This window comes from Neoaquamicrobium microcysteis, assembly GCF_008180155.1.
GTDB classification, from domain to species: Bacteria; Pseudomonadota; Alphaproteobacteria; order Rhizobiales; family Rhizobiaceae; genus Aerobium; species Aerobium microcysteis.
On record NZ_VSZS01000067.1, the window covers coordinates 272,106 to 297,900 of the forward strand.

Consider the following 25,795-nt stretch of genomic DNA (forward strand, 5'->3'; position numbering starts at 1 on the left):
CTAAGGCGTAGGCTTGCCCATCAGCCTTTCGACGGCGTTGATCACGACATCGCGCAGATTTTCCTGCTGGAAGGCGAATGCCACGTTCGCCTCGACGAAACCTTCCGGCGAGCCGCAATCGTAGGTGCTGCCGCGATAGTGGTAGCCGAACAGCGTTTGCTCCTTGCCCAACCGGATCATCGCATCGGTGAGCTGGATTTCCCCGCCCGCGCCCTTTTCCTGATTGGCCAGTATGTCGAAAATCTCGGGCTGAAGGATGTAGCGGCCGTTGATGTAGAGGTTGGTCGGCGCGGTGCCCTTGGCCGGCTTCTCCACCATCTCGGTAATCTCGAAGCCAGTGTGGATTTCCGCGCCCTTGCCCACGATGCCGTATTTGTGCGTCTCCTCGGGGTCGCACTCCTGCACCGCGACGACGTTGTTGCCGGTGCGCTGGAACAGCTCCACCATGCCCTTGAGACAGCTTTTTTCGGATTGCATGATCATGTCGGGCAAAAGCAGCGCGAAGGGCTCGTTGCCCACAAGATCGCGCGCGCACCATACCGCATGCCCCAGCCCCATCGGCACCTGCTGGCGGGTGAAGCTGGTAGCGCCGGGCGCGGGCTGCATCTTGCGCAGCCGCTCGAGCTGCTCCTTCTTGCCGCGCTGCTCGAGCGTGTCGTAGAGCTCGAACTGGAGATCGAAATGATCCTCGATCACAGCCTTGTTACGGCCGGTGACGAAAATGAAATGCTCGATGCCCGCCTCGCGCGCTTCATCCACGACATACTGGATGACCGGGCGATCCACGACCGTAAGCATCTCCTTCGGCACCGCCTTCGTTGCTGGCAGGAACCGGGTTCCAAGTCCGGCCACGGGGAAGACGGCTTTTCTTACTTTTCTCATCTGCGCTCACTGTTCCATTTTTGGCGGCGGCGGCACTTTCCGCGGCGACATTTTCATGCCGACATTGACCATTATTGAATCAAAACTGTCGAGGAGGGGGTTGCGATCGGAAAATCCCGATAATCGTAAAACCTATGGTAAACTTTTTCCTAACCCGAATGGTCGATGAATGGTTCCACCAGAGCAACAGGCAATTGGAGGCATGAACATGGCCAACGCAACGGCAGGACGTTTCGCATCGTTCCTGAAGACCGCCGGACTGACGCTCGCGCTGGTGGTTTCGGCGCAGATCGCGCCAGCATCGGCGGACGCGCAGTTTCAGCGCTGGGTGAGCCAGTTTCGTTCGACGGCGACCAGCAGCGGCATATCGGGCGCGATATTCGACAGGGCATTTTCAGGCGTCACCGCCCCCGATCCCGAGGTGCTGCAGCTGGCGCAGAACCAACCCGAATTTAACGCGCCCGTATGGCAGTATTTCGACAACCAGATCACCGACGAATCCGTCGGCAACGGCCGTCGCATGGCGCAGCAGCACCGCCGCACGCTCGACGCGGTCGAGCAGCGCTTCGGGGTCGACCGCAACGTCGTGCTGGCGATCTGGTCGATCGAATCGCGCTACGGCGAGGCGCTCAACAATCCGCGCATCGTGCGCAACATCGTGCGCTCACTGTCGACGCTGGCCTATGCAGACCAGCGCCGGCAGAAATTTGCGCGCTCGCAGCTCATCGCGGCGCTGAAGATTCTCCAGAACGGCGACGTCGACGTCAGCCAGATGACCGGCTCATGGGCCGGTGCCATGGGCCACACGCAGTTCATCCCCACCAGCTACCAGACCTGGGCCGTCGATATGGACGGCAACGGCAAGCGCGATATATGGAATTCGATCCCCGATGCGCTCGGTTCGGCCGCCAATTTGCTGCGCCAGAACGGTTGGCGTCCCGGTCATGCCTGGGGGTATGAGGTGACGTTGCCTGCAGGCCGCAAATTCCCCGGCGGTCGCCAGACGCTTGCCCAGTGGCAGGCAATGGGCGTCGTGCGTGCCAACGGCCAGGCATATCCCCGCATGAACGACCAGGCGGAGCTTAAGGTGCTGGAAGGCCGCGACGGACCCGCCTTCCTCGTCCTTCACAACTTCAACATGCTCAAGCGCTACAACAACTCGGACCGCTACGCGCTGGCCGTCGGCCTTCTGTCGGACCAGATCGCCGGCCACGGCCAGCTCTCGCGCGACTGGAACCGCCCGTTCACACGGCTTTCCTTTGTAGAGACGCAGGAATTGCAGAAGCGTCTTTCGGCGCACGGCTATTACGACGGCGAAATCGATGGCAGGATAGGGCCTGCCTCTCGAGAGGCCATCAAGGCGCTGCAGGGCCGCATCGGCATGTCGGCCGACGGCCACCCGAGCAAGGAGCTTCTGACCCGACTGCGCGGTCAGTAGCAAGGAGTACCGATGAGAGTAACCGCTTCCCGATTGCCGCGCGTCCTGCGGCTGTGCAGTGCGGCACTGGCCCTGTTGCTGGTGCTGCCTGCGGGCGCCCATTATCCGGGCGTCGCGCACGCGCAGCAGGCGGGCGAACGGCAGACGGGCGGCGGCATTCTTCGCTTCCTCTTCCAGCGCAGCGAGCCCCCGCGCCGGGACCGCGTCGTCGCGCCGCCTCCGGGCGCCGAGGCGCCACGCCGGGCAAACCCGACGGTAAGACGCACCCAGCCGGGGCCGGTCGCGGCGCCGGCTGAGCCTGCTGTCGAGAAGGCGGAAAACGCAAAGCGCGTTCTCGTCGTCGGCGACTTTCTGGCGGGCGGCATGGCCGACGGCCTCGAGGTCGCCTTCGAGCAGAACCCGAATGTGCTGGTCGTCAATCGCTCCAACGGCTCGTCGGGCCTCGTTCGCGACGACTACTATGACTGGCCGGGTAGTGTCGGCTCCATGATCGAAATGGAGAATCCGTCGGCGGTGGTCGTCATGATCGGCTCCAACGACCGCCAGCAGATGCGCATCGACGGCAATCGAGAGCCACCGCGCACCGAAGCGTGGACGGCCGAATATGAGCGGCGCGCCACGGCGCTGGTCAAGGCGATCCGCGACAGGAACCTGCCGCTCATCTGGGTCGGCAATCTGCCATTCCGACCCGGCGCGATGTCGTCCGACATGATCGCGTTCAACGACCTCTACCGGCGCATCGTCACAGATGCCGGAGGAGAATTCGTCGATGTGTGGGACGGCTTCGTCGACGAGACCGGCGCGTTTGCGGCCAACGGCCCCGACATGAACGGCCAGCCGGCCCAGTTGCGTTCCAGCGACGGCATCAACGTCACGCGGCAGGGCCGCCGCAAGATCGCGTTCTATGTCGAAAAGCCGCTAAACCGGCTGCTCGACCTCGGCACGGACGCATCCGGCGTGGCACGGCTGGGTCCAGACAGCGAATTGCTGGGCGCGCCCTCGGTCGAAGAGGCCGCGCCTGCTATCATAGACCGGACGGCGCCGATGGCGCTCGACGATGTGAGCGCGGACGCCGCGTCCGGCCTGCTCGGCGCTCTCGTGCAACCTGCCGGCGGCGAGGCCCACACCGCGGCCGAGAAACTTTCGCGCGAGGGTGTGGGGCCCGAGGCGACACCCGGACGCGCAGACGATTTTCAGATAAGGCGGCAGAAAGCCCCCGCGCAGCCAGACCCCGGCAAAACCTCTGCCGTGACGCGCTGATTTGGACGTATCGTCCTACCGGGGCAGGACAGTCTCGCCCATCAGGAACTTGTCTATCGCGTGCGCGGCCTGCCGGCCTTCGCGGATGGCCCAGACCACCAGCGACTGCCCGCGCCGCACGTCGCCGGCAGCAAACAGCCGGTCCACATTGGTCATGTAGTCGCGGTCGTTGGCCACCACATTGGTCGAGCGTCGCGCATCGACGTTCAGGGCCATCTGCCCTTCCATCTCCTGCGTGACGCCGCCCGAGATGGGCCCGGCGAAGCCGATGGCGATGAAGGCGAGGTCGGCGCGGATGACGAATTCGGTGCCGGCAACCGGCTTGCGCTTATCGTCCACCTCGCAGCACTTGACGCCGGTCAGCACGCCGTCTTCGTCGCCGATGAACTCAAGCGTCGCCACCTGGAACTCGCGCTGAGCGCCTTCCGCCTGCGATGAAGACGTGCGCATCTTGGTCGCCCAGTAGGGCCACACGGTCAGCTTGTCTTCCTTTTCTGGCGGCTGCGGGCGAATGTCGAGCTGGGTGACGCGCACCGCGCCCTGCCGGAAGGCAGTGCCGACGCAATCGGACGCCGTGTCGCCGCCACCGACGACCACGACATGCTTGCCGCCGGCAAGGATGGGGTCGGCAGCCCACGCAACAGACTGGATGTCCTCGCCCCCGACGCGGCGGTTCTGCTGGACGAGATAGGGCATGGCATCATGCACACCGGCAAAGTCCGCACCGGGAATGCCCGCCGGGCGCGGCGTTTCGGACCCGCCGCAATAGAGCACCGCGTCATGCTCGGCCAGAAGCTCGGACACCTTCCTGTCGACGCCGACATTGACGCCGCAGTGGAACACGACGCCTTCGCCCTCCATCTGCTTAACGCGGGCATCGACATAGTGCTTCTCGATCTTGAAGTCGGGAATGCCGTAGCGCATCAGCCCGCCGGGCTTCGATTCGCGCTCGTAGACATGCACCTCGTGGCCGGCACGTCCGAGCTGCTGCGCCGCGGCCATGCCGGCTGGACCGGAGCCGATGACGGCGACCCTCTTGCCGGTGCTTGTGGCAGCCGGCATGGGGCGGATATAGCCTTTCTCATACGCCTTGTCGGCGATGGCCTGCTCGACGGTCTTGATGGCGACCGGAATGTCCTCGAGGTTCAGCGTGCAGGCTTCCTCGCAGGGCGCGGGGCAGATGCGGCCCGTCCACTCCGGAAAATTGTTGGTGGAATGCAGGTTGCGGATCGCGCCTTCCCAATCGCCGTTATAGACGAGGTCGTTCCAGTCCGGGATCTGGTTGTGGACGGGACAGCCGGTCGGGCCGTGGCAGAACGGAATGCCGCAATCCATGCAGCGGGCGGCCTGCTTCTCGACCTCCGGCTCCGACATCGGCAGGGTGAACTCCCTGAAATGCCGGATGCGGTCGGAAGCCGGCTGGTACTTGTGCACCTGCCGGTCGATCTCCAGAAAACCTGTAACCTTGCCCATAGCTCATCCTCGGACTTGCGTTCGACCCGGGACAGTCATGTCGCCGGACGGTCGTGCGTTGATTTGATCGGTGCTCCGGGGCCGAACCCCGGCATTGAAGGCCGCCGCAGCAGCCTGGTCAATCAGCGCGGCCGCGCCCCGGGTTTGAGTGTCGCACGCGTCATCATTCCGCAGCCACCCCCATCCGCAGACGCTCCATCTCCAGCAGCGCGCGGCGGTATTCGACCGGCATCACCTTCCTGAACTTCGGACGGTAGTCCGCCCAGTTGTCGAGTATCTCGCGGGCACGCGTCGAGCCGGTGTAGTGCATGTGGTTCGAGATCAGCTGCACCAGCCGTTCCTCGTCGTGGCGGGTCATGTCGCCCGACACGTCCACTCGGCCCTTGTGGTCGATGTCGCCGCCGTGATGGTGCAGCTTCTCGAGCATGTCGTCCTCTTCGGGAACGGGCTCGAGCTCCACCATCGCCATGTTGCAGCGCTCGGCGAAGTCGCCGGCCTCGTCCAGCACGTAGGCGACGCCGCCCGACATGCCGGCCGCGAAGTTGCGCCCGGTCTGGCCTATGACGACGACGACGCCGCCGGTCATGTATTCACAGCCATGGTCGCCCACGCCCTCCACGACTGCCGCAGCACCCGAGTTGCGCACGGCGAAACGCTCGCCCGCGACACCGCGGAAGTAGCATTCGCCTTCGGTCGCGCCATAAAGCACGGTGTTGCCGACGATGATCGACTCTTCCGGCACGATCCTGGAATCTTCCGGCGGGCGGATGACGATGCGGCCGCCCGAAAGCCCCTTGCCGACATAATCGTTGCCGTCGCCGATCAGCTCGAACGAGACACCGCGTGACAGGAACGCACCGAAGGACTGGCCGGCCGTGCCGGTCAGCGTCACCGATATGGTGTCGTCCTTCAGGCCCTTGTGTCCGAAGCGCTTGGCTACCGCGCCCGACAGCATCGCGCCGGCAGAACGGTCGACGTTGCGGATGGGTTGCTCGATCTTCACCGGCTGCTTCGTTTCAAGCGCCTCTGCCGCCAGTTCGATCAGCCTGCGGTCGAGAACGTCATCGATCGGATGCTCCTGCCGCTGCGTCCAGAAGGTCTGTTCCTTCGGCGCGTCGGGCTTGTGGAACATGCGGCTGAAATCGAGGCCCCTCGCCTTCCAATGCTCGATCATGGGCTGCTTCTCGAGCAGGTCGGTGTCGCCGATGATCTCGTCGATCGTGCGATAGCCCATCTCGGCCAGCAGCTCGCGCACCTCTTCCGCCACGTAGAAGAAGTAGTTGATGACGTGCTCCGGCGTACCCTTGAAGCGCTTGCGCAACACCGGGTCCTGCGTAGCCACGCCCACCGGGCAGGTGTTGAGGTGGCACTTGCGCATCATGATGCAGCCCGCCGCGATCAGAGGCGCGGTCGAGAAGCCGAACTCGTCGGCACCCAGCAGCGCGCCGATGATGACATCGCGGCCGGTGCGCAGGCCTCCATCGACCTGCAGCGCCACGCGGCTGCGCAGGCCATTGAGCACCAGCGTCTGGTGCGTCTCGGCCAGGCCCATTTCCCACGGGCTGCCGGCATGCTTGAGCGAGGTGAGCGGCGAAGCGCCGGTGCCGCCGTCATAGCCTGAAATGGTGATGTGGTCAGCACGCGCTTTTGCGACGCCCGCCGCGACCGTGCCGACGCCGACTTCCGACACAAGCTTCACCGATACGTCGGCCGTGGGGTTGACGTTCTTCAGGTCGAAGATGAGCTGCGCCAGATCCTCGATCGAGTAGATGTCGTGATGCGGCGGCGGCGAGATCAGGCCAACGCCGGGCGTCGAGTGGCGCGTCTTGGCGATGGTGGCATCGACCTTGTGGCCGGGCAGCTGCCCGCCTTCGCCGGGCTTTGCGCCCTGCGCCACCTTGATCTGCATCATGTCGGAGTTGACGAGGTATTCCGTCGTCACGCCGAACCGGCCCGACGCGATCTGCTTGATCGCGGAACGCTCCGGATTGGGCGACCCGTCGTGCAGCGGCATATAGCGGTCCGGCTCCTCGCCGCCCTCGCCCGTATTCGACTTGCCGCCGATACGGTTCATGGCTACGGCCAGCGTGGAATGCGCCTCGCGGCTGATCGAGCCGAAAGACATCGCCCCGGTCGAGAACCGCTTTACGATCTCGGATGCCGGCTCGACCTCGTCGAGCGCCACCGGCGCGCGGCCGGTGTCCACCGCGGTCCTGACGCGGAAGAGGCCGCGAATGCTTTTGGCGCGCGCCGCCTCGCCGTCGATCTGCTGCGAGAACTCCTTGAACGTTTCCCAGGAGCCCTTGCGCACGGCGTGCTGCAGCGTGGCCACTGCATCGGGCGACCACATATGCGCCTCGCCGCGCATGCGATACATGTATTCACCGCCGACTTCGAGCGCGCTGCGCAGCACCGGGTCGTCGCCGAAAGCCTGCTCGTGGCGGCGTACGGTCTCTTCCGAGACCTCTGCCAGTCCGACGCCCTCGATGGTGGTTGCCGTGCCGGTGAAGTAGCGCTCGACGAACTCGGTCGAAAGCCCGATGGCGTCGAAGATTTGCGCGCCGCAATAGGACTGGTAGGTCGAGATGCCCATCTTGGACATGACCTTCAGGATGCCCTTGCCGATCGACTTGATGAAGCGCGTCACAACCTCGTTGGCGTCCACCTCCGGCGGGAAATCGCCACGCTTGTGCATGTCGGTGAGCGTATCAAACGCCAGATAGGGGTTGATGGCTTCCGCGCCGTAGCCGGCAAGGCAGCAGAAATGATGGATTTCGCGCGGCTCGCCCGATTCCACCACCAGCCCAACGGACGTGCGCAGCCCCTTGCGGATGAGGTGATGGTGCACGGCGGCCGTAGCCAGCAGCGCTGGAATGGCGATGCGATCGGGACCGACCTGCCGGTCGGAAAGGATGATGATGTTGTAGCCACCGGCGACCGCAGCCTCGGCGCGCTCGCACAGGCGCTCCAGCGCGCCGTGCATGCCGGCAGCGCCCTCCATCACCGAATAGGTCACGTCCAGCGTCTTGGTGTCGAACCGGTCTTCGGTGTGGCCGATGGAGCGAATCTTTTCCAGGTCGCCATTGGTCAGGATCGGCTGGCGCACTTCCAGACGCTTGCGGCGCGAAGACCCCACCAGATCGAAGATGTTCGGGCGCGGGCCGATGAAGGAGACGAGGCTCATCACCAGCTCCTCGCGGATCGGGTCGATCGGCGGGTTGGTCACCTGCGCGAAGTTCTGCTTGAAATAGGTATAGAGCAGCTTCGACTTGTCGGACATCGCCGAGATCGGCGTGTCGGTTCCCATCGAGCCCACCGCTTCCTGTCCGGTCGTCGCCATCGGTGACAGCAGCAGCTTGGTGTCTTCCTGCGTGTAGCCGAAGGCCTGCTGGCGATCGAGCAACGACACGTCCTTGCGCAGCGCGCGCGGCTCCACCGCGTTCAGGTCCTCGAGGATGAGCTGGGTGTTGGCCAGCCACTTGCGGTAGGGATGCTTGGTCGCGATTTCCGACTTGATCTCCTCGTCGGAGACGATGCGCCCCTTCTCGAGGTCGATCAGCAGCATGCGGCCCGGCTGAAGCCGCCACTTCTTTATGATCTTGTCTTCGGCAACCGGCAGCGCGCCCGCTTCCGAAGCGAGGATGACGCGGTCGTCGTCCGTGACAACGTAGCGGGCCGGCCGCAGGCCGTTGCGGTCGAGCGTCGCGCCGATCTGCCGACCATCGGTGAAGGCAACGGCGGCCGGGCCGTCCCACGGCTCCATCAGCGCCGCATGGTATTCGTAGAACGCCTTGCGCTCGCTATCCATCAGCTTGTTGCCGGCCCACGCTTCGGGGATCAGCATCATCATGGCGTGCGCGAGCGAGTAGCCGCCCTGCGTCAGGAATTCGAGCGCATTGTCGAAGCAGGCGGTGTCCGACTGCCCCTCGTAGGAGATCGGCCACAGCTTGGCGATGTCGTTGCCGAACAGCTCGGAATCGACCGACGCCTGCCTTGCGGCCATCCAGTTGACGTTGCCGCGCAGCGTGTTGATCTCGCCATTGTGGGCGACCATGCGATAGGGGTGCGCGAGCTGCCAGGACGGGAAGGTGTTGGTCGAGAAGCGCTGGTGCACGAGGATCAGCGCGGTTTCGAAGCGCGGATCGCTCAAGTCCTTATAGTAGGCGCCCACCTGATAGGCGAGGAACATGCCCTTGTAGACGATGGTGCGCGAGGACAGCGATACCGTGTAGGAGCTGTTCGCCCGCCCCCCGGTCTCGGCATAGATGCGCGCGGAGATGACCTTGCGCAGGATGAAAAGCCGCCGCTCGAACTCGTCTTCCGTCTCGATGGCTGGGTTGCGGCCGATGAAGACCTGGCGGTGCACCGGCTCGGACGCCGCGATGTCGGGAGCCTTGGACAGCGAGGAATTGTCGACCGGCACGTCGCGGAAGCCCAGCAGCGTCTGGCCTTCCTGCTGCACCACCTCGGCGATGATCTCTTCGGTGCGGGCCTGGAGATCGGCATCGCGCGGCATGAAGATATGGCCCACGGCGTAGTGGCCGGGCTCGGGCAGCTCCACGTTCTGCTTCGCCATCTCCTCGCGGAAGAAGCGGTCGGGTATCTGTACCAGCACGCCCGCGCCGTCGCCCATCAGCGGATCTGCCCCCACCGCGCCGCGATGCGTGAGGTTTTCGAGCATGAACAGACCGTCCTTGACGATCTGGTGGGACTTCTCCCCCTTCATATGCGCGATGAAGCCCACGCCGCACGCGTCGTGCTCGTTGCGCGGATCGTAGAGCCCACGCGCGGCAGGCAGGCCGAAGGTCGTGGCGTCGGTTTTGACGGCGGCCGCTTTCGTCTGCGCGGCCGGCATGTGCACGGTCGTTTCAGATGGCGTCAGGTCCGTCATCGCCTTTTCCTCCTCGGCTACCCTTTCGGGCGTTCGGTACGATCCGGCAGGCACATCGAGCGCTCGTCCGGCATTCTGTCGGCATATCTTGCGAAAGGCCGTTCGGGAAGGCTTGCGCCGCTGGCGGCCTTGCCTCCCTCGGCCGGACGAAACCGCCGCCGCTTTCGCGGTTGCCGGCCTGTCCGGTGCCGCCCGCATCGAAAGCCGGACTGGCGGCAATCATACCCCATATCCGGCCGGCGAGGCGCGCGTTAAATAAGACAGCAATACTGTCCTAAATTCCGTATGCCATAAACCATAAGCACACACAAGACGGATGTGCAAAAAAATGCGGCGGAATGCGAAATTATGTTGCGTCCAGAAGCGTCATGTCGACTTTTCCGTTCGATACCGCCATCTCCCGCAGGCCACCGCCGCACCTACGGTTTCGTGCGAGGAGCCGGCCCTTGCCCGGATGCGGCCCGTCGTTCACATTGCCGGGCCTTTCGACAGATCGCATATGGGTTTCCCTACAAATGTTCTTTGCATCCGACAACTGGGCCGGCGCCCATCCCAGCATCGCAGCCAACCTGACGCGCCATGCCGCCGGCTTCGCCTCGGCCTACGGTTCCAGCGAGTTGGACCGGCAGGTCGACCGCACCTTCAGTGAAATCTTCGAACGCGATGTCGCGGTCTTCTTCGTCGCGACCGGGACTGCGGCCAACTCGCTGGCGATGACGGCCGTGGCAAGGCCTGGCGGCGTAGCCTTCTGCCATCGCGAGGCGCACATGATCGCCGACGAGGGCGGCGCGCCTGAATATTTCACCGGCGGCGGACGCCTTTGCCCGGTGGATGGGCCTCTCGGGCGCATGGACCCGGCCATCCTCGAGAACGAGATCGGCCGCTACCCGCCTCAGTTCGTCCATTCCGGCCAGCCCGCCGCCGTCTCGATCACCCAATCGAGCGAGATCGGCACGGTCTATTCATTGGATCAGATCGACGAGATTTCCACCATCGCAAAGAAGCACGGCCTCCCGCTGCACATGGACGGCGCGCGCTTTGCAAACGCGCTTGTGTCGCTGGACGTTTCGCCTGCAGAGATGACCTGGAAGCGCGGCGTGGACATCGTATCCTTCGGCGGGACGAAGAACGGATGCTGGTGTGCAGAAGCCGTCGTCTTCTTCGAGCCGGAAAAGGCCGCTGCCTTCCCCTTCATCCGCAAACGCGCGGCGCAACTCTTCTCCAAGTCGCGCTTCATCGCCGCGCAATTCGAGGCCTATTTCGACAAGGGGTTGTGGCTCGACACCGCGCGGCACGCCAACGCGATGGCAAAGCGGCTTGCCGGCCATGTGCAGGCGTCCTCAAAAGCCCGGCTCGGTTGGGAGCCGCAGGCCAACGAGGTGTTTCCGATCATCAGGCTTTCGGAAGTCGAAAGACTGAAGGAGGCAGGCGCGGCCTTCTACCCGTGGCACCCGCCGCACGGCTTTGCCGGAGGCATCGGCGAGGACGAGACGCTTACCCGCTTCGTCACCAGCTTTGCCACGACCGAAGATGAGGTGGACCGTTTTGGCGACCTCATAGCCTGAACGAAAAAAGGCGGCGCTAAACGCGCCGCCTTCTGGTTTCCGGTTGCCGGAAAGGCTTATTTCGAAGCCTGCGCCTCGATCTGCTTGGCCTTTGCGGGCGCAGCGCTGATCTCGATCCGGCGCGGCTTCATCTCCTCGGGAATGTTCCGCTTGAGGTCGATGTGGAGCAGGCCGTTCTTGAGGGCGGCACCCTGCACCTCGACGTGATCGGCAAGCTGGAAGCGACGCTCGAAAGCGCGCGCTGCGATGCCGCGATGCAGGAACTCCGAGCCGTTCTCCGACTGCTCGTCGGTCTTTTCACCCTTCACCGTCAGCACGTTGCGATGGGCCTCGATCGAAATCTCGGTCTCCGAGAAGCCCGCCACCGCCATGGAGATGCGGTAGGCGTCGTCGCCGGTGCGTTCGATGTTGTAGGGCGGGTAGGTCTGGCCGTTATCGGGCTGTGCGAGCGAGTCGAGCATCGTGAAGAGACGGTCGAAACCGACGGTTGAACGATAGAGCGGCGAAAAATCGACGTGACGCATGGTCTGTTCTCCTGTGAGCAACACTGTTTTGCGCTTGGACGCCTGACAGAAATCCTTTGTGGCATTTCCTAGCGTCCAGTGGCCCCGTCATCGGCGACCACGACCCAGATTTGGGTGCGCCGAGAGGCGCTTTCAAGAGGTTCGGCAGCGTCTGGAACATGAACGCCAGATGAACCGACGCTTCGGACCCCGTTCAGCCGGGCCGGGCTAAATTCACCCCAACAAACGAACAGGCGGCTCTCACCAACCAGCCGTCAACGATGCCGAGCCGGGTGTATCGTCCCTTCCTCCCGGATCGTCAGGAGGCCGGAAGCTGTCCCCTCAAAAGGCGCTTCCGGCCTTTCCATTTTTGCAGCCCGGCTTCGTGCCAACCTCCCGAAATCCTTTGCATTTGCTACACGGCCTTCCTATCACGAAGGTCGAAATCCGCCCGAGGCAACCCAGCCGCCCATGCAAGACCTGCTTTTCGAGACACCGGGAAACCCGATACCCGCCAACGCCTATGCCGGCATGCTCACCATGGCAGACGGCAAACGCATCCGCTACGCGCGGTTCGCGGCGGACGCGCGGCCGCTGCAAGGCACGGTGGTCATCCTCACCGGGCGAAACGAGTGTATCGAGAAGTATTTCGAGACCATCCGCGACCTGTCGGCGCGCGGTTTCGGCGCGGCCATCTTCGACCTGCGCGGCCAAGGCGGCTCCGATCGCCTGCTGAAAGACCCGCATCGCGGCTATATCAACGATTTCGATGACTACGTGGCCGATATTGGCCCGTTCTTCCAGGATGTGGTGTTGCCCGACTGCCGGGGGCCATATTACCTTCTCGCCCATTCCACGGGCGCGCTGGTGGCACTTATGGCGACGCCATTGTTGACCAACCGCGTGCAGCGCATGGTTCTCACCGCGCCCCTCATGGGGTTCGCCAACCAGCCACTGTCCATGCAGAACACGTTGCGGCTGGCCAGCTTGCTGAATGCCGTAGGGCTGGGCTCCATCTATATGACCGGCCGGAGAAAGGCGGGCACGCTGCCTGCCTTCCCAGGCAACACGCTGACGACCGACGCGGCGCGTTTCGCCCGCAACATCGATATCTATCGGCACCACCCAAAGCTCGCCATAGCCGGCCCGACCGCGTCGTGGATACGCGCCGCCTGCATCGCCTGCGAGCGCGTGCAGGAGCCGGATTTCATCGCCGATCTCAACATCCCGACGCTGATCGTCGCGGCCGGCGCCGATCGCGTGGTCGATACGCCGACGATCGAGCGTTTCGCGCGCTGCCTTCGCACAGGTTCGCTGGTGACCATCGACGGCGCCCGCCACGAAATCCTGCAGGAGGCCGACGCCTACCGCGAGCAGTTCTTTGCCGCCTTCGATGCATTCATACCCGGGAACGGATCGGTCTAAAGCATGTCCCCGAAAGTGGGCACCGGTTTCGGGGACAAAGACATGCGACAAAACAATTAGCTAAAGCCCATGGAGCGAATCTGAAAGATCGCGACGCGCTTTAGCGGTTCAGCATCTCGAGTGCTGCGGCATGAAGCGCAGGCGTGGCGGCGGCCACGATGTCGCCTGCCTTTTCAGCCGGCCCGCCGTCCCATGTGGTGATGATGCCGCCGGCGCGCTCGATGATCGGCACCAGCGCCACGATGTCGTAGGGCTGAAGCCCCGTTTCCACCACAAGATCGATATTGCCGGCCGCGAGCATGGCATAAGCATAGCAGTCCGTGCCGTAACGCGCGAGGCGCACAGAGCTTTCCAGCCGGTCATAGGCTTCGCGCAGCGCGCCGGTGAAAAGTGCCGGCGTCGTCGTGCACATCGTTGCGTCGGCGATGCTCGAGGTGTCGCGCGTGGCAAGCCTCCGAGCGCCGCCCGGCCCGTCATAGTGCGATGCGGCATCGTCGGCCCAGAACAGTTCGCCGGTAAACGGTTGCGACATCATCCCGGCGACCGCGTCGCCATGGTCCGTCAACCCGACCAGCGTGCCCCATAGCGGCAGCCCAGAGATGAACGCCCGCGTGCCGTCGATAGGGTCGATGACCCAGACGTGGCGGTTGCCGACGTTCTCCGCGCCGAACTCCTCGCCCAGAATGCCGTGGTCGGGAAAGGTGTCACGAATAAGTGAGCGGATGGCGAGTTCGGCCTCGCGGTCGGCCTCGGTGACCGGGTCGAACCCCGCGGCGAGCTTATTCGTCACCAGCCCCGCCTGCCGGAAGCGCGGAAGCGTCTGCGCAGCCGCGGCATCGGCGACGCGCCGCATGAAGTCCGCTTCGATCCTCATCATTTCACCCTCGAAAACGCGGCCTATGGCGACCGCCTATTTTTTGCACAGGCCAAAACCGCCGCTTGACATTTGTGCAACGCAGCATACACTCAAATTCGGACAGGGCGACCTGTCTATGCCCTCCTTGGGCGTTTCCTCCCTAGACTTCGACCGCGTCGTGCAAACGGTGCGGTCTTTTTTTCGTCCGGTGCTGGAAAGTTGAGGCGCGTCCTATTCGGCGGCCAGCGGTAGCCCGCCGAAATATTCGTCCGGCAGGGCCATAAGGTCGGCGGCAAGGCGGGTCAAGTCGTTCGCCAGTGCGGTGAAGCCGGTCGTAGGCTCAAGCGTCTTCTCGTCCATGTAGAGCCCGCGATTGACCTCGATCTGCAACGCATGCAGCCGGCGGGCTGGACGGCCGTAGTGCTCCGTGATGAAACCGCCTGCATAGGGCTTGTTGTGCGCGACGCGGTAGCCGAGCCTGGTCAGGATCGTGATCGCCGCATCCGACAGCGCCGGCGCGCAGGCGACGCCGAAGCGGTCGCCGATGATGAAATCCGGCCGCAGGCCGCTGTCGCCCAGCCGGATGCTTGCCGGCATGGAATGGCAGTCGATGAGGACGGCATAGCCGAACTGCGCGTGCGTATGCGTCAGCAGGCGCTTGAGTTCCTCGTGATAGGGCTTGTAGAGCGTCTCGATGCGCATGACGGCTTCCGACAGCCGCAGCTTGCCGGCATAGATTTCCTGCCCCTCCCCCACCAGCCGCGGCACGGTGCCGAGCCCGCCGGCCACCCGTGCCGATCGGATGTTGGCATGCGCGGGAAGCGGGTCCACGAACATGCGCGGGTCAAGCTCCCAGGGCTCACGGTTGGCGTCGAGATAGGCACGGGGGAAATTGGCCGCCAGCATCGGCGCGCCCAGCGTCACGGCGCCCGCGAAAAGCTCGTCGACATAGCAGTCTTCCGACCGCCGGATCGCCTTCGCGTCCAGCCGGCTCATCGCAAGGAAGCGCGGCGGATAGTGGCTGCCGCTGTGGGGCGAATTGAAGACGTACGGCACCCGCTGCACGGCGGTGCTTCTGACCACGAAAGGCGGCGTCGCGGTAAAATCTCCTGCTGCCGTCATGGAACTCCCGAAATGGCTGCCTTCGCGGATGCTGTCTTGAGAGCGTGCCATCTGCAACGCGGCCTGTCCAGACTGCCGCAACGTCGCCAAGGGCTTGAAAAGACCGGTTTTGCGGGTGCACGGCTCGCGTGCCATTCACTTGATCTTTACTCCCGCACGCGCATATACGCGAAATGGTTAACGCGTCCGCAGAGTGGCGGGCGCTGAAGCGATTGATTCGGACGGGAGCCATGGCAAGAATTCTTCTGGCAGAAGACGACGACGACATGCGCCGCTTTCTCGTGAAGGCTCTGGAAAGGGCCGGCTACGATGTGAGCGATTTCGACAACGGCGCCAGCGCATACGAAAGACTGCGCGAGGAGCCTTTCTCACTGCTCCTGACCGACATCGTCATGCCCGAGATGGACGGCATCGAGCTGGCGCGCCGTGCCACCGAGATCGACCCCGACCTGAAGGTGATGTTCATCACCGGCTTCGCAGCGGTCGCGCTCAACCCCGATTCCAAGGCGCCCAAGGACGCCAAGGTTCTCTCCAAGCCCTTCCACCTGCGCGACCTCGTCAACGAGGTCGAGAAGATGCTGCACGCCGCCTGAAAGCCCTGAACAGGGCGCTTCGCGCGCCGGGCCGGCCACCGCCGCAAAGCAAGGCCGGCAGCCGCCGAAACTTCGATTTTCGGCATTGACGACAAGGCCGGCCTGTGGTGTATGCGCCTCGTCGGATGGGCGTGTAGCTCAGCGGGAGAGCACTACGTTGACATCGTAGGGGTCACAGGTTCAATCCCTGTCACGCCCACCATCCGGTTCTCCAAAGCACAATATTCTCAGCGACGAGAAACGCTGACGCACATTGCGGTTCGCAGGGTCACGCGGATGGCATGAGTCGTCAACTCGCCTGCGCCTCCGCATCGAAGCCGCAGGCAGGCCATCGTTGTAGTGCGCCCTAAAGCCGGCCTTCGATCGCCGCGTCCAGCAGCGACTGCGCGCCATCCTTCGTCAGTTCTACCGGATTGCCGCCTGCGGTTGGGTCCACGATCGCCATGTCGGCGATAAGGTTCTTTCGCGCGTCGTCCGGCGCGAAGTCCTTGATGAAGTCCGCAAGCGTATGCGGCACATTCAGCTGCGTTCGCAAATCCAGCACTGCCTTTGCAAAACCGTCGAACCCGCCGTCGATGCCGATATAGGCGGCGGCACGCGCGATGCGGTCCTCGATGGCGGATCGGTTGAAAGCCAGCACGTAGGGCATGAACACGGCGTTCGTCATGCCGTGATGCGTGTCGTACAACGCGCCGATGGGATGCGACAGCGAGTGGATGGCGCCCAGGCCCTTCTGGAACGCGGTCGCGCCCATCGCGGCGGCGGACATCATGTGCGCGCGCGCAGTCAGGTCCGATCCATCGGCAAACGCCTTGGGCAGGTTCTCGAACGACAGGCGCATGCCTTCCAGCGCGATGCCGTCGGCCATGGGATGGTATCCGGGCGCGCAATAGGCTTCCAGGCAGTGCGCCAGCGCGTCCATGCCGGTGCCGGCGGTGATGAAAGGCGGCATGCCCGCCGTCAGCTCCGGGTCGGCGATGACGATCGCGGGCATCATCTTCGGATGGAAGATCACCTTCTTGGTGTGGCTGGCCTCGTGTGTCAGCACGCCGGCACGGCCGACCTCCGAGCCGGTGCCGGCCGTCGTCGGCACGGCCACGATGGGCGCGATCTTCGACGCATCGGCGCGCGTGTACCAGTCGCCGATATCCTCGAAATCCCACACCGGGCGGCTCTGATGCGCTTGAAAGGCGATCAGCTTGCCGAGATCGAGCGCCGAGCCGCCGCCGAAAGCGATGATGCCGTCATGTCCGCCGGCCTTGAACACCTCGACACCGGCATAAAGGTTCGATTCCACAGGATTGGGCTTCACCTCGGAAAACACGCCGTGCGCAACGCCTGCGTCGGCAAGAATCTTCAGCGTCGATGCCACCACCGGCAGCTTCGCAAGGCCCGGATCGGTCACGAACAGCGGGTTGGAGATGCCGACATCCTTCAGCACTTCCGGCAGTTCGGCGATGCGGCCGGCGCCAAAGCGCACGGTGGTCGGGTAGTTCCATTTGGAGACGAGCTTGGTCATGTCGGTACCTTGAAATCAGATCGCTTCGCGCAGGTGATAACTCTTCGGCTGCGTCAGATTCTCGTAGCCGACGAGGCCCATTGCACCACCCTTGCCGGTGTCCTTGACGCCGGTCCACACGAGACCCGGATCGACATAGTCGCAGCGGTTCATGAACACCGTGCCGGTCTCGATCCGGTCGCCCAGCGCGGCTGCGTGGTCCGTGTCGGTCGTCCAGATTGAAGCCGTGAGGCCGTAGGGGCTGTCGTTCATGAGTTGAACCGCCTCCTCGTCGTCGCGCACCTTCATGATGCCGACGATCGGGCCGAAGCTCTCCTCACGCATCACGCTCATCTGATGGTTGACGTTCGTCAGCACCTCCGGCGCCAGATAGGGCGAGCCATCCTGATCGCCTTCCACCTTCATGCCGATATGCGCGGTCGCGCCCTTGCGCAGCGCCTCGGCCTTCTGTTCGCGGATGAAATCCGCGAACCGCGCCTGTGCCATCGGGCCCATGGTGGTGGACTGGTCGAGCGGGTTGCCGACGACGTAGTTCCTAGTCTCGGCGATGAAGCCCTCGACGAAGTCGTCATACACCTTCTCGTGCACATAGACCCGCTCGATGCCGCAGCAGCACTGGCCGGTGTTGTAGAATGCGCCGTCGACGAGGTTCGCGATGGCGTGGTCGAGCTTGGCGTCAGGCAGCACATAGGCCGGGTCCTTGCCACCAAGTTCGAGGCCGAGCGTCATGAAGGTGCCCGCAGCTGCCTTCTCGATGGCTCGGCCGCCCCCGACCGAGCCGGTGAAGTTGCAGTGGTCCACCTTGCCCGAGCCCAGCAGCTTCTCGGTCTGGCCGTGGCTGAGCACGATGTTCTGGAACAGGCCTTTCGGCAGGCCGGCCTTGTCGAAAGCGGCCTGGAACCGCTCGCCCACCAGCAGCGTCTGCGCGGCATGCTTGAGGATCACGGCATTGCCCGCCATCAGCGCCGGGACGACGGAGTTGACCGTGGTGAGATAGGGGTAGTTCCACGGAGCGATGGTGAAGACGATGCCCAGCGGCGCGCGCTTGAGATAGCGGCGGAAGCCTGGACGATCCTCGGGGACGTAGGGGGCCAGCGCCTTTTCAGCCAGGGCCACCATATAGCGTGTGCGCTCCTCGACGCCGCCCTTCTCGCCGCCGTAGCGCACCGGGCGGCCCATCTGCCAGGCGATCTCCGGCACGATCTCGTCGTTCATCGCCAGCAGCGCTTCGAGGAAGGCGAGCAGATACCCGCCGCGCTCGTCGATACTGGTCTTCGCCCATTGCGCCTGCGCCGCGCGAGCACGGGAAACGGCCGCGTCGATCTCGGCTTCGGAGGCGACGGGGCGCTCGGCGTAGATCGAACCGTCGACGGGGGATGAGAGCTTTACCGTTTCGGCCATGATAACCTCGTTCATTCAGTCTCGGATCAATACCGCTCGAACCCCCGATGCAGCTCCCAGTCCGTCACGCGGCGGTCGTATTCGAACTGCTCCCAGCGCGCCGTATGAACGTAGTGCTCGATCACGTCGGCGCCGAACGTCTCTTTTAGCATTTTCGACTTCGCCATTGTCTCAGTAGCTTCGCGCAGCGTCTTGGGAATTTCGGGCAGGCGGTTGGCCTGGTAGGCGTCGCCGACGAACGGATCCTGCAGTTCGAGCTTCTCGTCGATGCCGGCGAGGCCGGCCGCGATCAGCGCCGCAAACGCGAGATAGGGGTTGAGGTCCGCGCCGCCGATGCGGCACTCCATGCGGATGCCCTTTGTGCCCATGCCGCATAGGCGGAAACCGGCCGTGCGGTTGTCCTCGCTCCACATGATCTTGGTGGGCGCGAAGGTGCCGGCCTGAAACCGCTTGTAGGAGTTGATGTAGGGCGCCAGGAACCAGGTGAATTCCTTGGCGTAGCGCAGCTGTCCCGCCGCCCATTGCTGGCCCAGCTCGCTCAGCGTCCACTTGGCCTGCTTGTCGAAGAACAGCGGTGTCTTGCCGTCGGCGCTCCACAGCGAGTTATGGATGTGGCTGGAGTTGCCGGCCAGTTCGTAATTATACTTGGCCATGAAGGAGATGGCCTTGCCCTCGGAATGGGCGATCTCGCGCGCGCCGTTCTTGAGGATGACGTGCCGGTCCGCCATTTCAAGCGCCTCGGCGTAGCGCACGTTTATCTCTTCCTGCCCCGGCCCCCACTCGCCCTTGGAGTTCTCGATCGGGATGCCGGCGGCTTCCATCTCGTTGCGCAGCCGGCGCATCACGCCTTCTTCCTTCGAGGTCAGGCCGATCAGGTAGTCCTCGATATAGGGCGAGGCCGTGTCGAGGTTCTTCCAGTGCTTGGCGCGCGCCGTGTCGTAGGTCTCGTCGAACAGGTAGAATTCCAGCTCCGAGGCGAAATAGGCGAGGTAGCCGCGCTCCTTCAGCCGCGCCACCTGCCTGCGCAGGATCCCGCGCGGCGAATGAGGCAAGTCCTCATGCGTGTGGTGGTCCTGAAGATCGCACAGGACCATGGCCGTCTTTTCCAGCCACGGCAGCACGCGAATGGTGTCGAGGTCGGTCTTCATGACGAAATCGCCATAGCCCTTCGACCAGCTTGCCGCCTTGTAGCCGGGCACAGGCTCCATATCGATGTCGTTGGCCAGCAGATAGTTGCAGCCATGCGTCTCGTCATAGGCGGATTCGACGAAGAACTTCGCCAGGAAGCGCTTTCCGATCAGCCGCCCCTGCATATCCACGGCGCAGGCCAGAACCGTGTCGATGTCACCCGCCGAGACGAGCTTCTTCAGCTGATCGAAGGAAATCGTGCCTGCCATCGTCTGCTCCGCGGTTCGGCGTTGGTGTCGGCCTGTAACGAATGATACGGGATTGGTCGGATTGCGCTCTGATGGATGATTTCATACACTTCGCCGCGCTTTGTCAAACACGTTGTCGGGCCTCCGCATGAGCACGAGCATTGCCGAAATGATCGCAGAGCGGATGGCTGGAATGCCCGCCGGCGAACGGCGCGCGGCGCAAATCCTCATCGCCAACTACCCGCTCATCGGGCTGCGCACCGTGGCCGAGTTTTCCACCCAGGCGGGGGTGTCGTCGCCCACCATCCTGCGTTTCGTGTCGCGGCTCGGCTTCCAGAACTACGCGGACTTTCAGGCGCGGCTCCAGGATGAGCTCGCGGCCCAACTCCAGTCGCCGCTGACCCGCGCCATCGACGCGGGAGCGGATCGCGACACCACGCCCTTCGTCGCCGCCGCCATCGAGAACGTGCGCGAAACCTTCCGCCACCTGCCGGAAAGGCAGATGGCCGCCATCGTGGCCGCGCTTGCCAACCGGCGGGGCAAGGTCTTCCTCGTCGGCGGCCGCTTCACCGATCCGGTGGCGGCATACATGGCGGCCCACCTCGCCATCGTGCGGCCGGGCGTGCTGCACCTGTCGGGCCAGGAGAGCAACTGGCGTGACCGGCTGATCGACATGGGCCGCAACGACGTGGTCGTCGTCTTCGACATCCGCCGCTATCAGGACAGCCTGATGCGGCTGGCCGAAGCCGCCCACAAGCGCGGCACTCAGATCGTGCTCTTCACCGACCAGTGGCTTTCGCCCATCACGCGCCATGCACGCCACGTGGTTGCCGGCCGCACGGCGGTGCCTTCGGCGTGGGATTCGTCCGTCGCGCTGTTTCTTGTCGCCGAAGCGGTGATCGGCGAGCTCACCCGCAAGCTCGAGGACGAGAGCGCCCGCCGCATCCGCGAGATGGAAAGCCTCAGGGGCGGTTGATTCGCATCCGTAACGGCCCGGTCAAATTACCGATATTTAATGATATACCGGGTGCATTGGGCCGAAACTGTTGTCATAAAGGCATTGGAGGAATGCGACGCGCTGAGTGACGCGGCGACATTCCCATTTTGTTTGTCCGGTGGTTGCCAGGCCCATGCGGGTACCCCGCCACAACCCGGAGTGACGGATGTCGTTTTGGAAGCAACTGGTCGCGTCGCTGGTCGTGATCGCTGTCGCAGTCGTCCTGTGGGCGCGGTTTTTTCCCAGCGCGCCCGAAACGCTGGAAAGCTGGGGCCTCGATTGGGCAGCGGCCGCCGTGCCAGAGCGCGAGAGCAGCGCTCCGCAAGGCGAGCAGCCTCGCGGCGGCTTCAACCAGCAGCCGGCACTCGTGGTCGCCACGACCATCGGCACCGCGACCATAAACGACCGGCTTTCGGCCATCGGAACCGGCCGGGCGACGAGCTCGGTCTCGGTTACGCCATTCGCCACCGGCCGGCTGACCGAGGTGCTGGTGGAATCCGGCTCACGGGTTGAGGCGGGCGATCCTATCGCCAAGCTCGACGCGGACGCTGAGGAAATCGCGCTCGACCGCGCGCGCATCGCATTGGAAGACGCCGAGGCGCGGCGCGACCGCATCCAGGCACTGCGCACGTCCAACACCGCTACAGCGGTCCAGGTCACCGAAGCCGAACTCGCCGTCAGCAATGCACGCCTCGCGATACGCGACGCCGAGCTGACGCTGGAGCGCCGCTCCATCGTCGCCCCCATCTCCGGCATCGTCGGCATCCTGCCGGTTTCGGCCGGCAACTACGTCACCACCCAGACCGAGATCGCGACCATAGACGACCGCTCGCGCATCGTGGTCGACTTCTGGGTGCCGGAGCGCTTCGCCGGTATGATTTCGGTCGGCGACGACGTGTCGGCGGCCTCCGTCGCTCGCCCCAACGAGACCTTTCGCGGTGTGGTGAGCGCCATCGACAACCGCATCGATGCGCAAAGCCGCACCCTGCGCATCCAGGCCCGCATCGCCAATGACGACGACATGCTGCGCGCCGGCATGTCGTTTCAGGTGACGATGACCTTCCCCGGCGACAGCTACCCGGCGGTCGATCCGCTGGCGATCCAGTGGGGGACCGAAGGCGCATTCGTATGGCTGGTCGAGGAGGGCAAGGCGCGCCGCGCGCCCGTCACCATCATCCAGCGCAACACCGACAGCGTTCTGGTGGCAGGCGACTTCGGCGCGGCCGGCGCTGTCGTCACCGAGGGCATCCATTCGGTGCGCGAGGGCGGCGAGGTCCGTGTCGTGCGCGCGCAGGAAGACCAGCAGCCGGCGGTCATCACCACCACCGGCTCGTAGAGCCCGACAAACTTAAACGAGGAGCCCGCGCTTGAGCCAGGAACCCACTGCCTCGACAGAGACAGGCATCACCGCGCTCTTCGTGCGGCGGCCGGTTCTGGCCTTCGTCATCAACACGCTCATTGCAGTCGCCGGCCTCGCCGCGTTCTTCGGCGTCGAGGTGCGCGAGCTTCCGGACGTCGACCGCCCGGTCATCACCGTCAACACCGATTTCCCCGGCGCGTCGGCGGAATCCATCGACCGCGAGCTCACCGCCGTCGTTGAAGGCGCCATCGCGCGCGTCTCGGGCGTGAAGTCGATCTCGTCGTCTTCGTCCTTCGGCCGCAGCCGCATCACCATCGAGTTCAACGACGGCGTCGATCTGGACACCGCCGCCTCCGACATGCGCGACGCGGTCGGCCGCATCCAGAACCGGCTTCCCGAAGACGCCGATCCACCCCGCATCGTCAAGGCGGATGCCGACGCTCAGGCGGTCGTACGCCTCGCCATGACGTCCGAGACGATGACGGTGCACGACATGACGCTGCTGGTCGAAGACCAGATCGTCGATGCGTTCGCTTCCATCGACGGCGTGGCCGAGGTGCAGATATTCGGCGGGCGCGACAAGATCTTCCGTGTCGACATCAACCAGTCGCGGCTGGCGAGCCTCGGCCTCACGGTGGCCGATGTGCGCAACGCGATGGCCTCGATGGCCTTCGACACACCGGCCGGCTCGCTGACCAGCAACAGCCAGGATCTGATCGTGCGGGCCACCGCCCCGGTCACGACGCCCGAGCAGTTCGAGAACATCATCATCAACAGCACCGCCAGGCTGGGCGACGTGGCAACGGTGACGCTGGGCGGCGACGAGGGCGAATCCCAGCTTCGCGCCAACGGGCGCACCGGCATCGGCATGGGCATCATCCGCCAAGCGCAATCCAACACGCTGCAGATTTCGGCAGGCGTGCACGAGGCGGTCGAGCGTATCAAGCCGACGCTGCCGGAAGGCGTGGACATCTTCATCACCGGCGACGAGGCGGTGTTCATCAACGGGGCCATCCACGAGGTGGAGATCGCGCTCGGCATCTCCGTCACCGTCGTGTTGCTCATCATCTTCATGTTCCTGCTCGACTGGCGGGCGACCATCATTCCCGGGCTTGCCCTGCCCGTCGCTCTCATCGGCACGATCGCGGCGGTCTATCTCGCCGGCTTCTCGATCAACATCCTCACCCTTCTGGCTTTCGTGCTGGCGACTGGCCTCGTCGTGGACGATGCCATCGTGGTGCTGGAAAACATCGTGCGACGCCGCAACGAAGGCATGGGTCCACGTGCAGCCGCCGTTCTGGGCACGCAGGAAGTGTTCTTCGCCGTGCTGGCAACCACTGCCACGCTGGTGGCGGTGTTCGTGCCGCTGTCCTTCTTGCCGGGGCAAACCGGCGGCCTCTTCCGCGAGTTCGGCTTCGTGCTGGCGATTGCGGTGTTCCTGTCGTCGATCGTGGCGCTGTCGTTGTGCCCGATGCTCGCCTCGCGCATGCTGTCGGGCAGGGTCGACCACGAGCATCACGGCATTCTCGGACGGGTTGGCTCCTGGTTCGCAAACCTGTACCGGGTAACCCTGCGGGCAGCGCTCAACGCGCCCCTCATCGTCATCATCATCGCTGCCCTGTTTTCGGCTCTGGCCGCAGCCATCTTCCCGACGATCCGCTCGGAGCTGACGCCGACGGAAGACCGCTCGGCGGCCTTCGTGCGCGTTTCCGCGCCGCAGGGCGTGAGCCTCGATTATCTCAGCACCCAGATGGGCCGGATCGAAGGTCTCATCCAGCCGCTGCGCGATTCCGGCGAGATCGTCTCCACCTTCGCCATCGCAGGCCAGGGCGGTTCGCAGAATTCGGGCTTCATCGTGATGTCGCTGGCGCCGTGGGACCAGCGCGAACGCACGCAGCAGGAAATCCTCGCCGAGATCACCACGCTGGTCGAAGACGTGCCGGGCGTGCGTGCCTTCGCCTTCCAGCCCAACAGCCTCGGCATCCGCGGCGCGGGCAGCGGCCTGCAGTTCGCCATCGTCGGCAACAATTACGCCGAGCTCACCGCCGCCGCGCAGGCCGTGGTGGCCGATCTGGAACAGGACAGCCGCTTCCGGCAGCCGCGCCTGTCGCAGGAAACCACACAGCCGCAGCTTTCCGTGGAGATCAACCGCGAGCGCGCGTCCGACCTCGGCATCAACATCACCGGCCTGGCGGAAGCCATGCAGGCGATGCTCGACGGGCGCGAGATCGGCTCCGTCTTCATCGACGACCGCTCCTATTACGTGAAGCTCCTGTCCACGACCAACCCGGTCAACGACCCGACCGATCTGGAAAACATCTTCCTGCGCGCGCAGGACGGGCGCTTCGTCCCGATGTCCACCATCGCGACGTTGTCGGAGCAGGCCGTGGCCCCGTCGCTCGCCCGCGAGCAACAGACCCGCTCTGTGGCGTTGACGACGGCGCTCGCGCCCGACATAGCGCTTGGCGATGCCTACATCGCCGCGCAGGAGATCGCCGCGCAGCACATGCCGGCCGGCAGTCGCATCGTGCCGCTGGCCGAGGCAGCCACGCTGGAGGAAACGTCCGGCGGCATGATGACCATCTTCGGCTTCGCCATCGTCATCATCCTGCTGGTTCTGGCCGCCCAGTTCGAAAGCTTCGTCTCGGCCGTCATCATCATGGCGACTGTGCCGCTGGGGCTCGCCTGCGCGGTGTTCGCGCTGCTGCTGACCGGCACCAGCCTCAATGTCTACAGCCAGATCGGGCTCGTCCTGCTGGTCGGCATCATGGCCAAGAACGGCATCCTGATCGTGGAATTCGCCAACCAGCTCCGCGACCGCGGCATGGACGTGCGAGAGGCCATTGAGGAGGCGTCCAACATTCGCCTTCGCCCCGTCGTCATGACCATGCTGTGCACCATCGTCGGCGGCCTGCCACTGATCCTCGCGAGCGGCGCCGGCGCGGAAGCGCGCATCGCGCTGGGCTGGGTCATCGTCGGCGGGCTGGGTCTCTCCACCATCTCGACGCTGTACCTGACGCCCGTTGCCTACCTGATGCTGGGCCGCTTCGTCACGCCCAAGGTGGAGGAGGAAAAGCGCCTCCACCGCGAGCTGGCAGAGGCAAGCGCGCCCAAGGTTCAGCCGGCGGAGTAGC

Annotated in this window: 17 protein-coding genes and 1 tRNA gene; 9 read left to right on the forward strand and 9 right to left on the reverse strand. The window is 64.5% G+C overall.

Annotation, left to right across the window (positions count from 1 at the left end; genetic code table 11):
• Nucleotides 1-882 (reverse strand): UTP--glucose-1-phosphate uridylyltransferase GalU, encoded by an 882-nt coding sequence (gene galU, locus FY036_RS20105; RefSeq protein WP_148916545.1) that lies wholly within the window; start codon nucleotides 880-882, stop codon nucleotides 1-3.
• 202 nt (nucleotides 883-1,084) lie between these two features.
• On the opposite strand from galU, the gene FY036_RS20110 reads away from it, so the two are divergent.
• Nucleotides 1,085-2,320 carry a lytic murein transglycosylase gene (locus FY036_RS20110; protein ID WP_201744817.1) on the forward strand — a complete coding sequence of 412 codons (1,236 nt, stop codon included), beginning with the start codon at nucleotides 1,085-1,087 and terminating at the stop codon, nucleotides 2,318-2,320.
• Between the two features lie 12 nt (nucleotides 2,321-2,332).
• Complete coding sequence (locus FY036_RS20115; protein ID WP_148916547.1) at nucleotides 2,333-3,580, forward strand: SGNH/GDSL hydrolase family protein; 1,248 nt, start codon at nucleotides 2,333-2,335, stop codon at nucleotides 3,578-3,580.
• 15 nt (nucleotides 3,581-3,595) lie between these two features.
• Here the strand turns inward: FY036_RS20115 and FY036_RS20120 are convergent, their stop codons facing one another.
• Both FY036_RS20120 and gltB read right to left on the reverse strand, forming a co-directional pair.
• On the reverse strand, nucleotides 3,596-5,053 hold the full coding sequence (locus FY036_RS20120) for a glutamate synthase subunit beta (protein ID WP_148916548.1): 1,458 nt from the start codon (nucleotides 5,051-5,053) through the stop codon (nucleotides 3,596-3,598).
• A gap of 163 nt (nucleotides 5,054-5,216) precedes the next feature.
• Nucleotides 5,217-9,944, reverse strand: a complete 4,728-nt coding sequence (gene gltB / locus FY036_RS20125) for a glutamate synthase large subunit (protein ID WP_148916549.1) — start codon at nucleotides 9,942-9,944, stop codon at nucleotides 5,217-5,219.
• A 515-nt stretch (nucleotides 9,945-10,459) separates the two neighbouring features.
• Between gltB and FY036_RS20130 the strand changes: the two genes are divergently transcribed.
• Nucleotides 10,460-11,509, forward strand: coding sequence for a threonine aldolase family protein (locus FY036_RS20130; protein WP_148916550.1), 1,050 nt, complete (start codon nucleotides 10,460-10,462; stop codon nucleotides 11,507-11,509).
• A 56-nt stretch (nucleotides 11,510-11,565) separates the two neighbouring features.
• On the opposite strand, the gene FY036_RS20135 is transcribed toward FY036_RS20130, so the two are convergent.
• Nucleotides 11,566-12,033 (reverse strand): Hsp20 family protein, encoded by a 468-nt coding sequence (locus FY036_RS20135; protein WP_148916551.1) that lies wholly within the window; start codon nucleotides 12,031-12,033, stop codon nucleotides 11,566-11,568.
• A 450-nt stretch (nucleotides 12,034-12,483) separates the two neighbouring features.
• On the opposite strand from FY036_RS20135, the gene FY036_RS20140 reads away from it, so the two are divergent.
• Entirely contained in the window at nucleotides 12,484-13,437 is a 954-nt protein-coding gene (locus tag FY036_RS20140) for an alpha/beta fold hydrolase (RefSeq protein WP_148916552.1), read from the forward strand.
• Nucleotides 13,438-13,537: 100 nt separating this feature from the next.
• Here FY036_RS20140 and hisN read toward each other — a convergent pair whose 3' ends face one another.
• Entirely contained in the window at nucleotides 13,538-14,311 is a 774-nt protein-coding gene (gene hisN, locus FY036_RS20145; protein ID WP_148916717.1) for a histidinol-phosphatase, read from the reverse strand.
• 213 nt (nucleotides 14,312-14,524) lie between these two features.
• A complete protein-coding gene (locus FY036_RS20150) occupies nucleotides 14,525-15,466 on the reverse strand; it encodes an N-formylglutamate amidohydrolase (RefSeq protein ID WP_407941197.1) in 942 nt (313 codons plus the stop codon).
• A 179-nt stretch (nucleotides 15,467-15,645) separates the two neighbouring features.
• On the opposite strand from FY036_RS20150, the gene cpdR reads away from it, so the two are divergent.
• Complete coding sequence (gene cpdR, locus FY036_RS20155) at nucleotides 15,646-16,008, forward strand: cell cycle two-component system response regulator CpdR (RefSeq protein WP_091915315.1); 363 nt, start codon at nucleotides 15,646-15,648, stop codon at nucleotides 16,006-16,008.
• A 127-nt stretch (nucleotides 16,009-16,135) separates the two neighbouring features.
• A tRNA-Val gene (locus FY036_RS20160) sits at nucleotides 16,136-16,210 on the forward strand.
• A gap of 144 nt (nucleotides 16,211-16,354) precedes the next feature.
• Here FY036_RS20160 and FY036_RS20165 read toward each other — a convergent pair.
• From FY036_RS20165 to FY036_RS20175, 3 genes are read right to left on the reverse strand one after another with little or no spacing between them, the layout of a single operon-like run.
• Nucleotides 16,355-17,527 (reverse strand): iron-containing alcohol dehydrogenase, encoded by a 1,173-nt coding sequence (locus FY036_RS20165; protein WP_148916554.1) that lies wholly within the window; start codon nucleotides 17,525-17,527, stop codon nucleotides 16,355-16,357.
• Between the two features lie 15 nt (nucleotides 17,528-17,542).
• Nucleotides 17,543-18,928 (reverse strand): aldehyde dehydrogenase family protein, encoded by a 1,386-nt coding sequence (locus FY036_RS20170; protein ID WP_148916718.1) that lies wholly within the window; start codon nucleotides 18,926-18,928, stop codon nucleotides 17,543-17,545.
• A gap of 26 nt (nucleotides 18,929-18,954) precedes the next feature.
• The gene (locus FY036_RS20175; RefSeq protein ID WP_148916555.1) at nucleotides 18,955-20,325 is read right to left on the reverse strand and encodes a glutamine synthetase family protein; all 1,371 of its coding nucleotides are present in this window, start codon (nucleotides 20,323-20,325) and stop codon (nucleotides 18,955-18,957) included.
• Between the two features lie 127 nt (nucleotides 20,326-20,452).
• On the opposite strand from FY036_RS20175, the gene FY036_RS20180 reads away from it, so the two are divergent.
• From FY036_RS20180 to FY036_RS20190, 3 genes are all read left to right on the forward strand, one after another.
• On the forward strand, nucleotides 20,453-21,280 hold the full coding sequence (locus FY036_RS20180) for a MurR/RpiR family transcriptional regulator (protein ID WP_148916556.1): 828 nt from the start codon (nucleotides 20,453-20,455) through the stop codon (nucleotides 21,278-21,280).
• A gap of 187 nt (nucleotides 21,281-21,467) precedes the next feature.
• Nucleotides 21,468-22,637, forward strand: coding sequence for an efflux RND transporter periplasmic adaptor subunit (locus tag FY036_RS20185; RefSeq protein WP_148916557.1), 1,170 nt, complete (start codon nucleotides 21,468-21,470; stop codon nucleotides 22,635-22,637).
• 31 nt (nucleotides 22,638-22,668) lie between these two features.
• A complete protein-coding gene (locus FY036_RS20190) occupies nucleotides 22,669-25,794 on the forward strand; it encodes an efflux RND transporter permease subunit (RefSeq protein WP_148916558.1) in 3,126 nt (1,041 codons plus the stop codon).
• The last annotated feature ends 1 nt before the right edge of the window (nucleotide 25,795 follow it).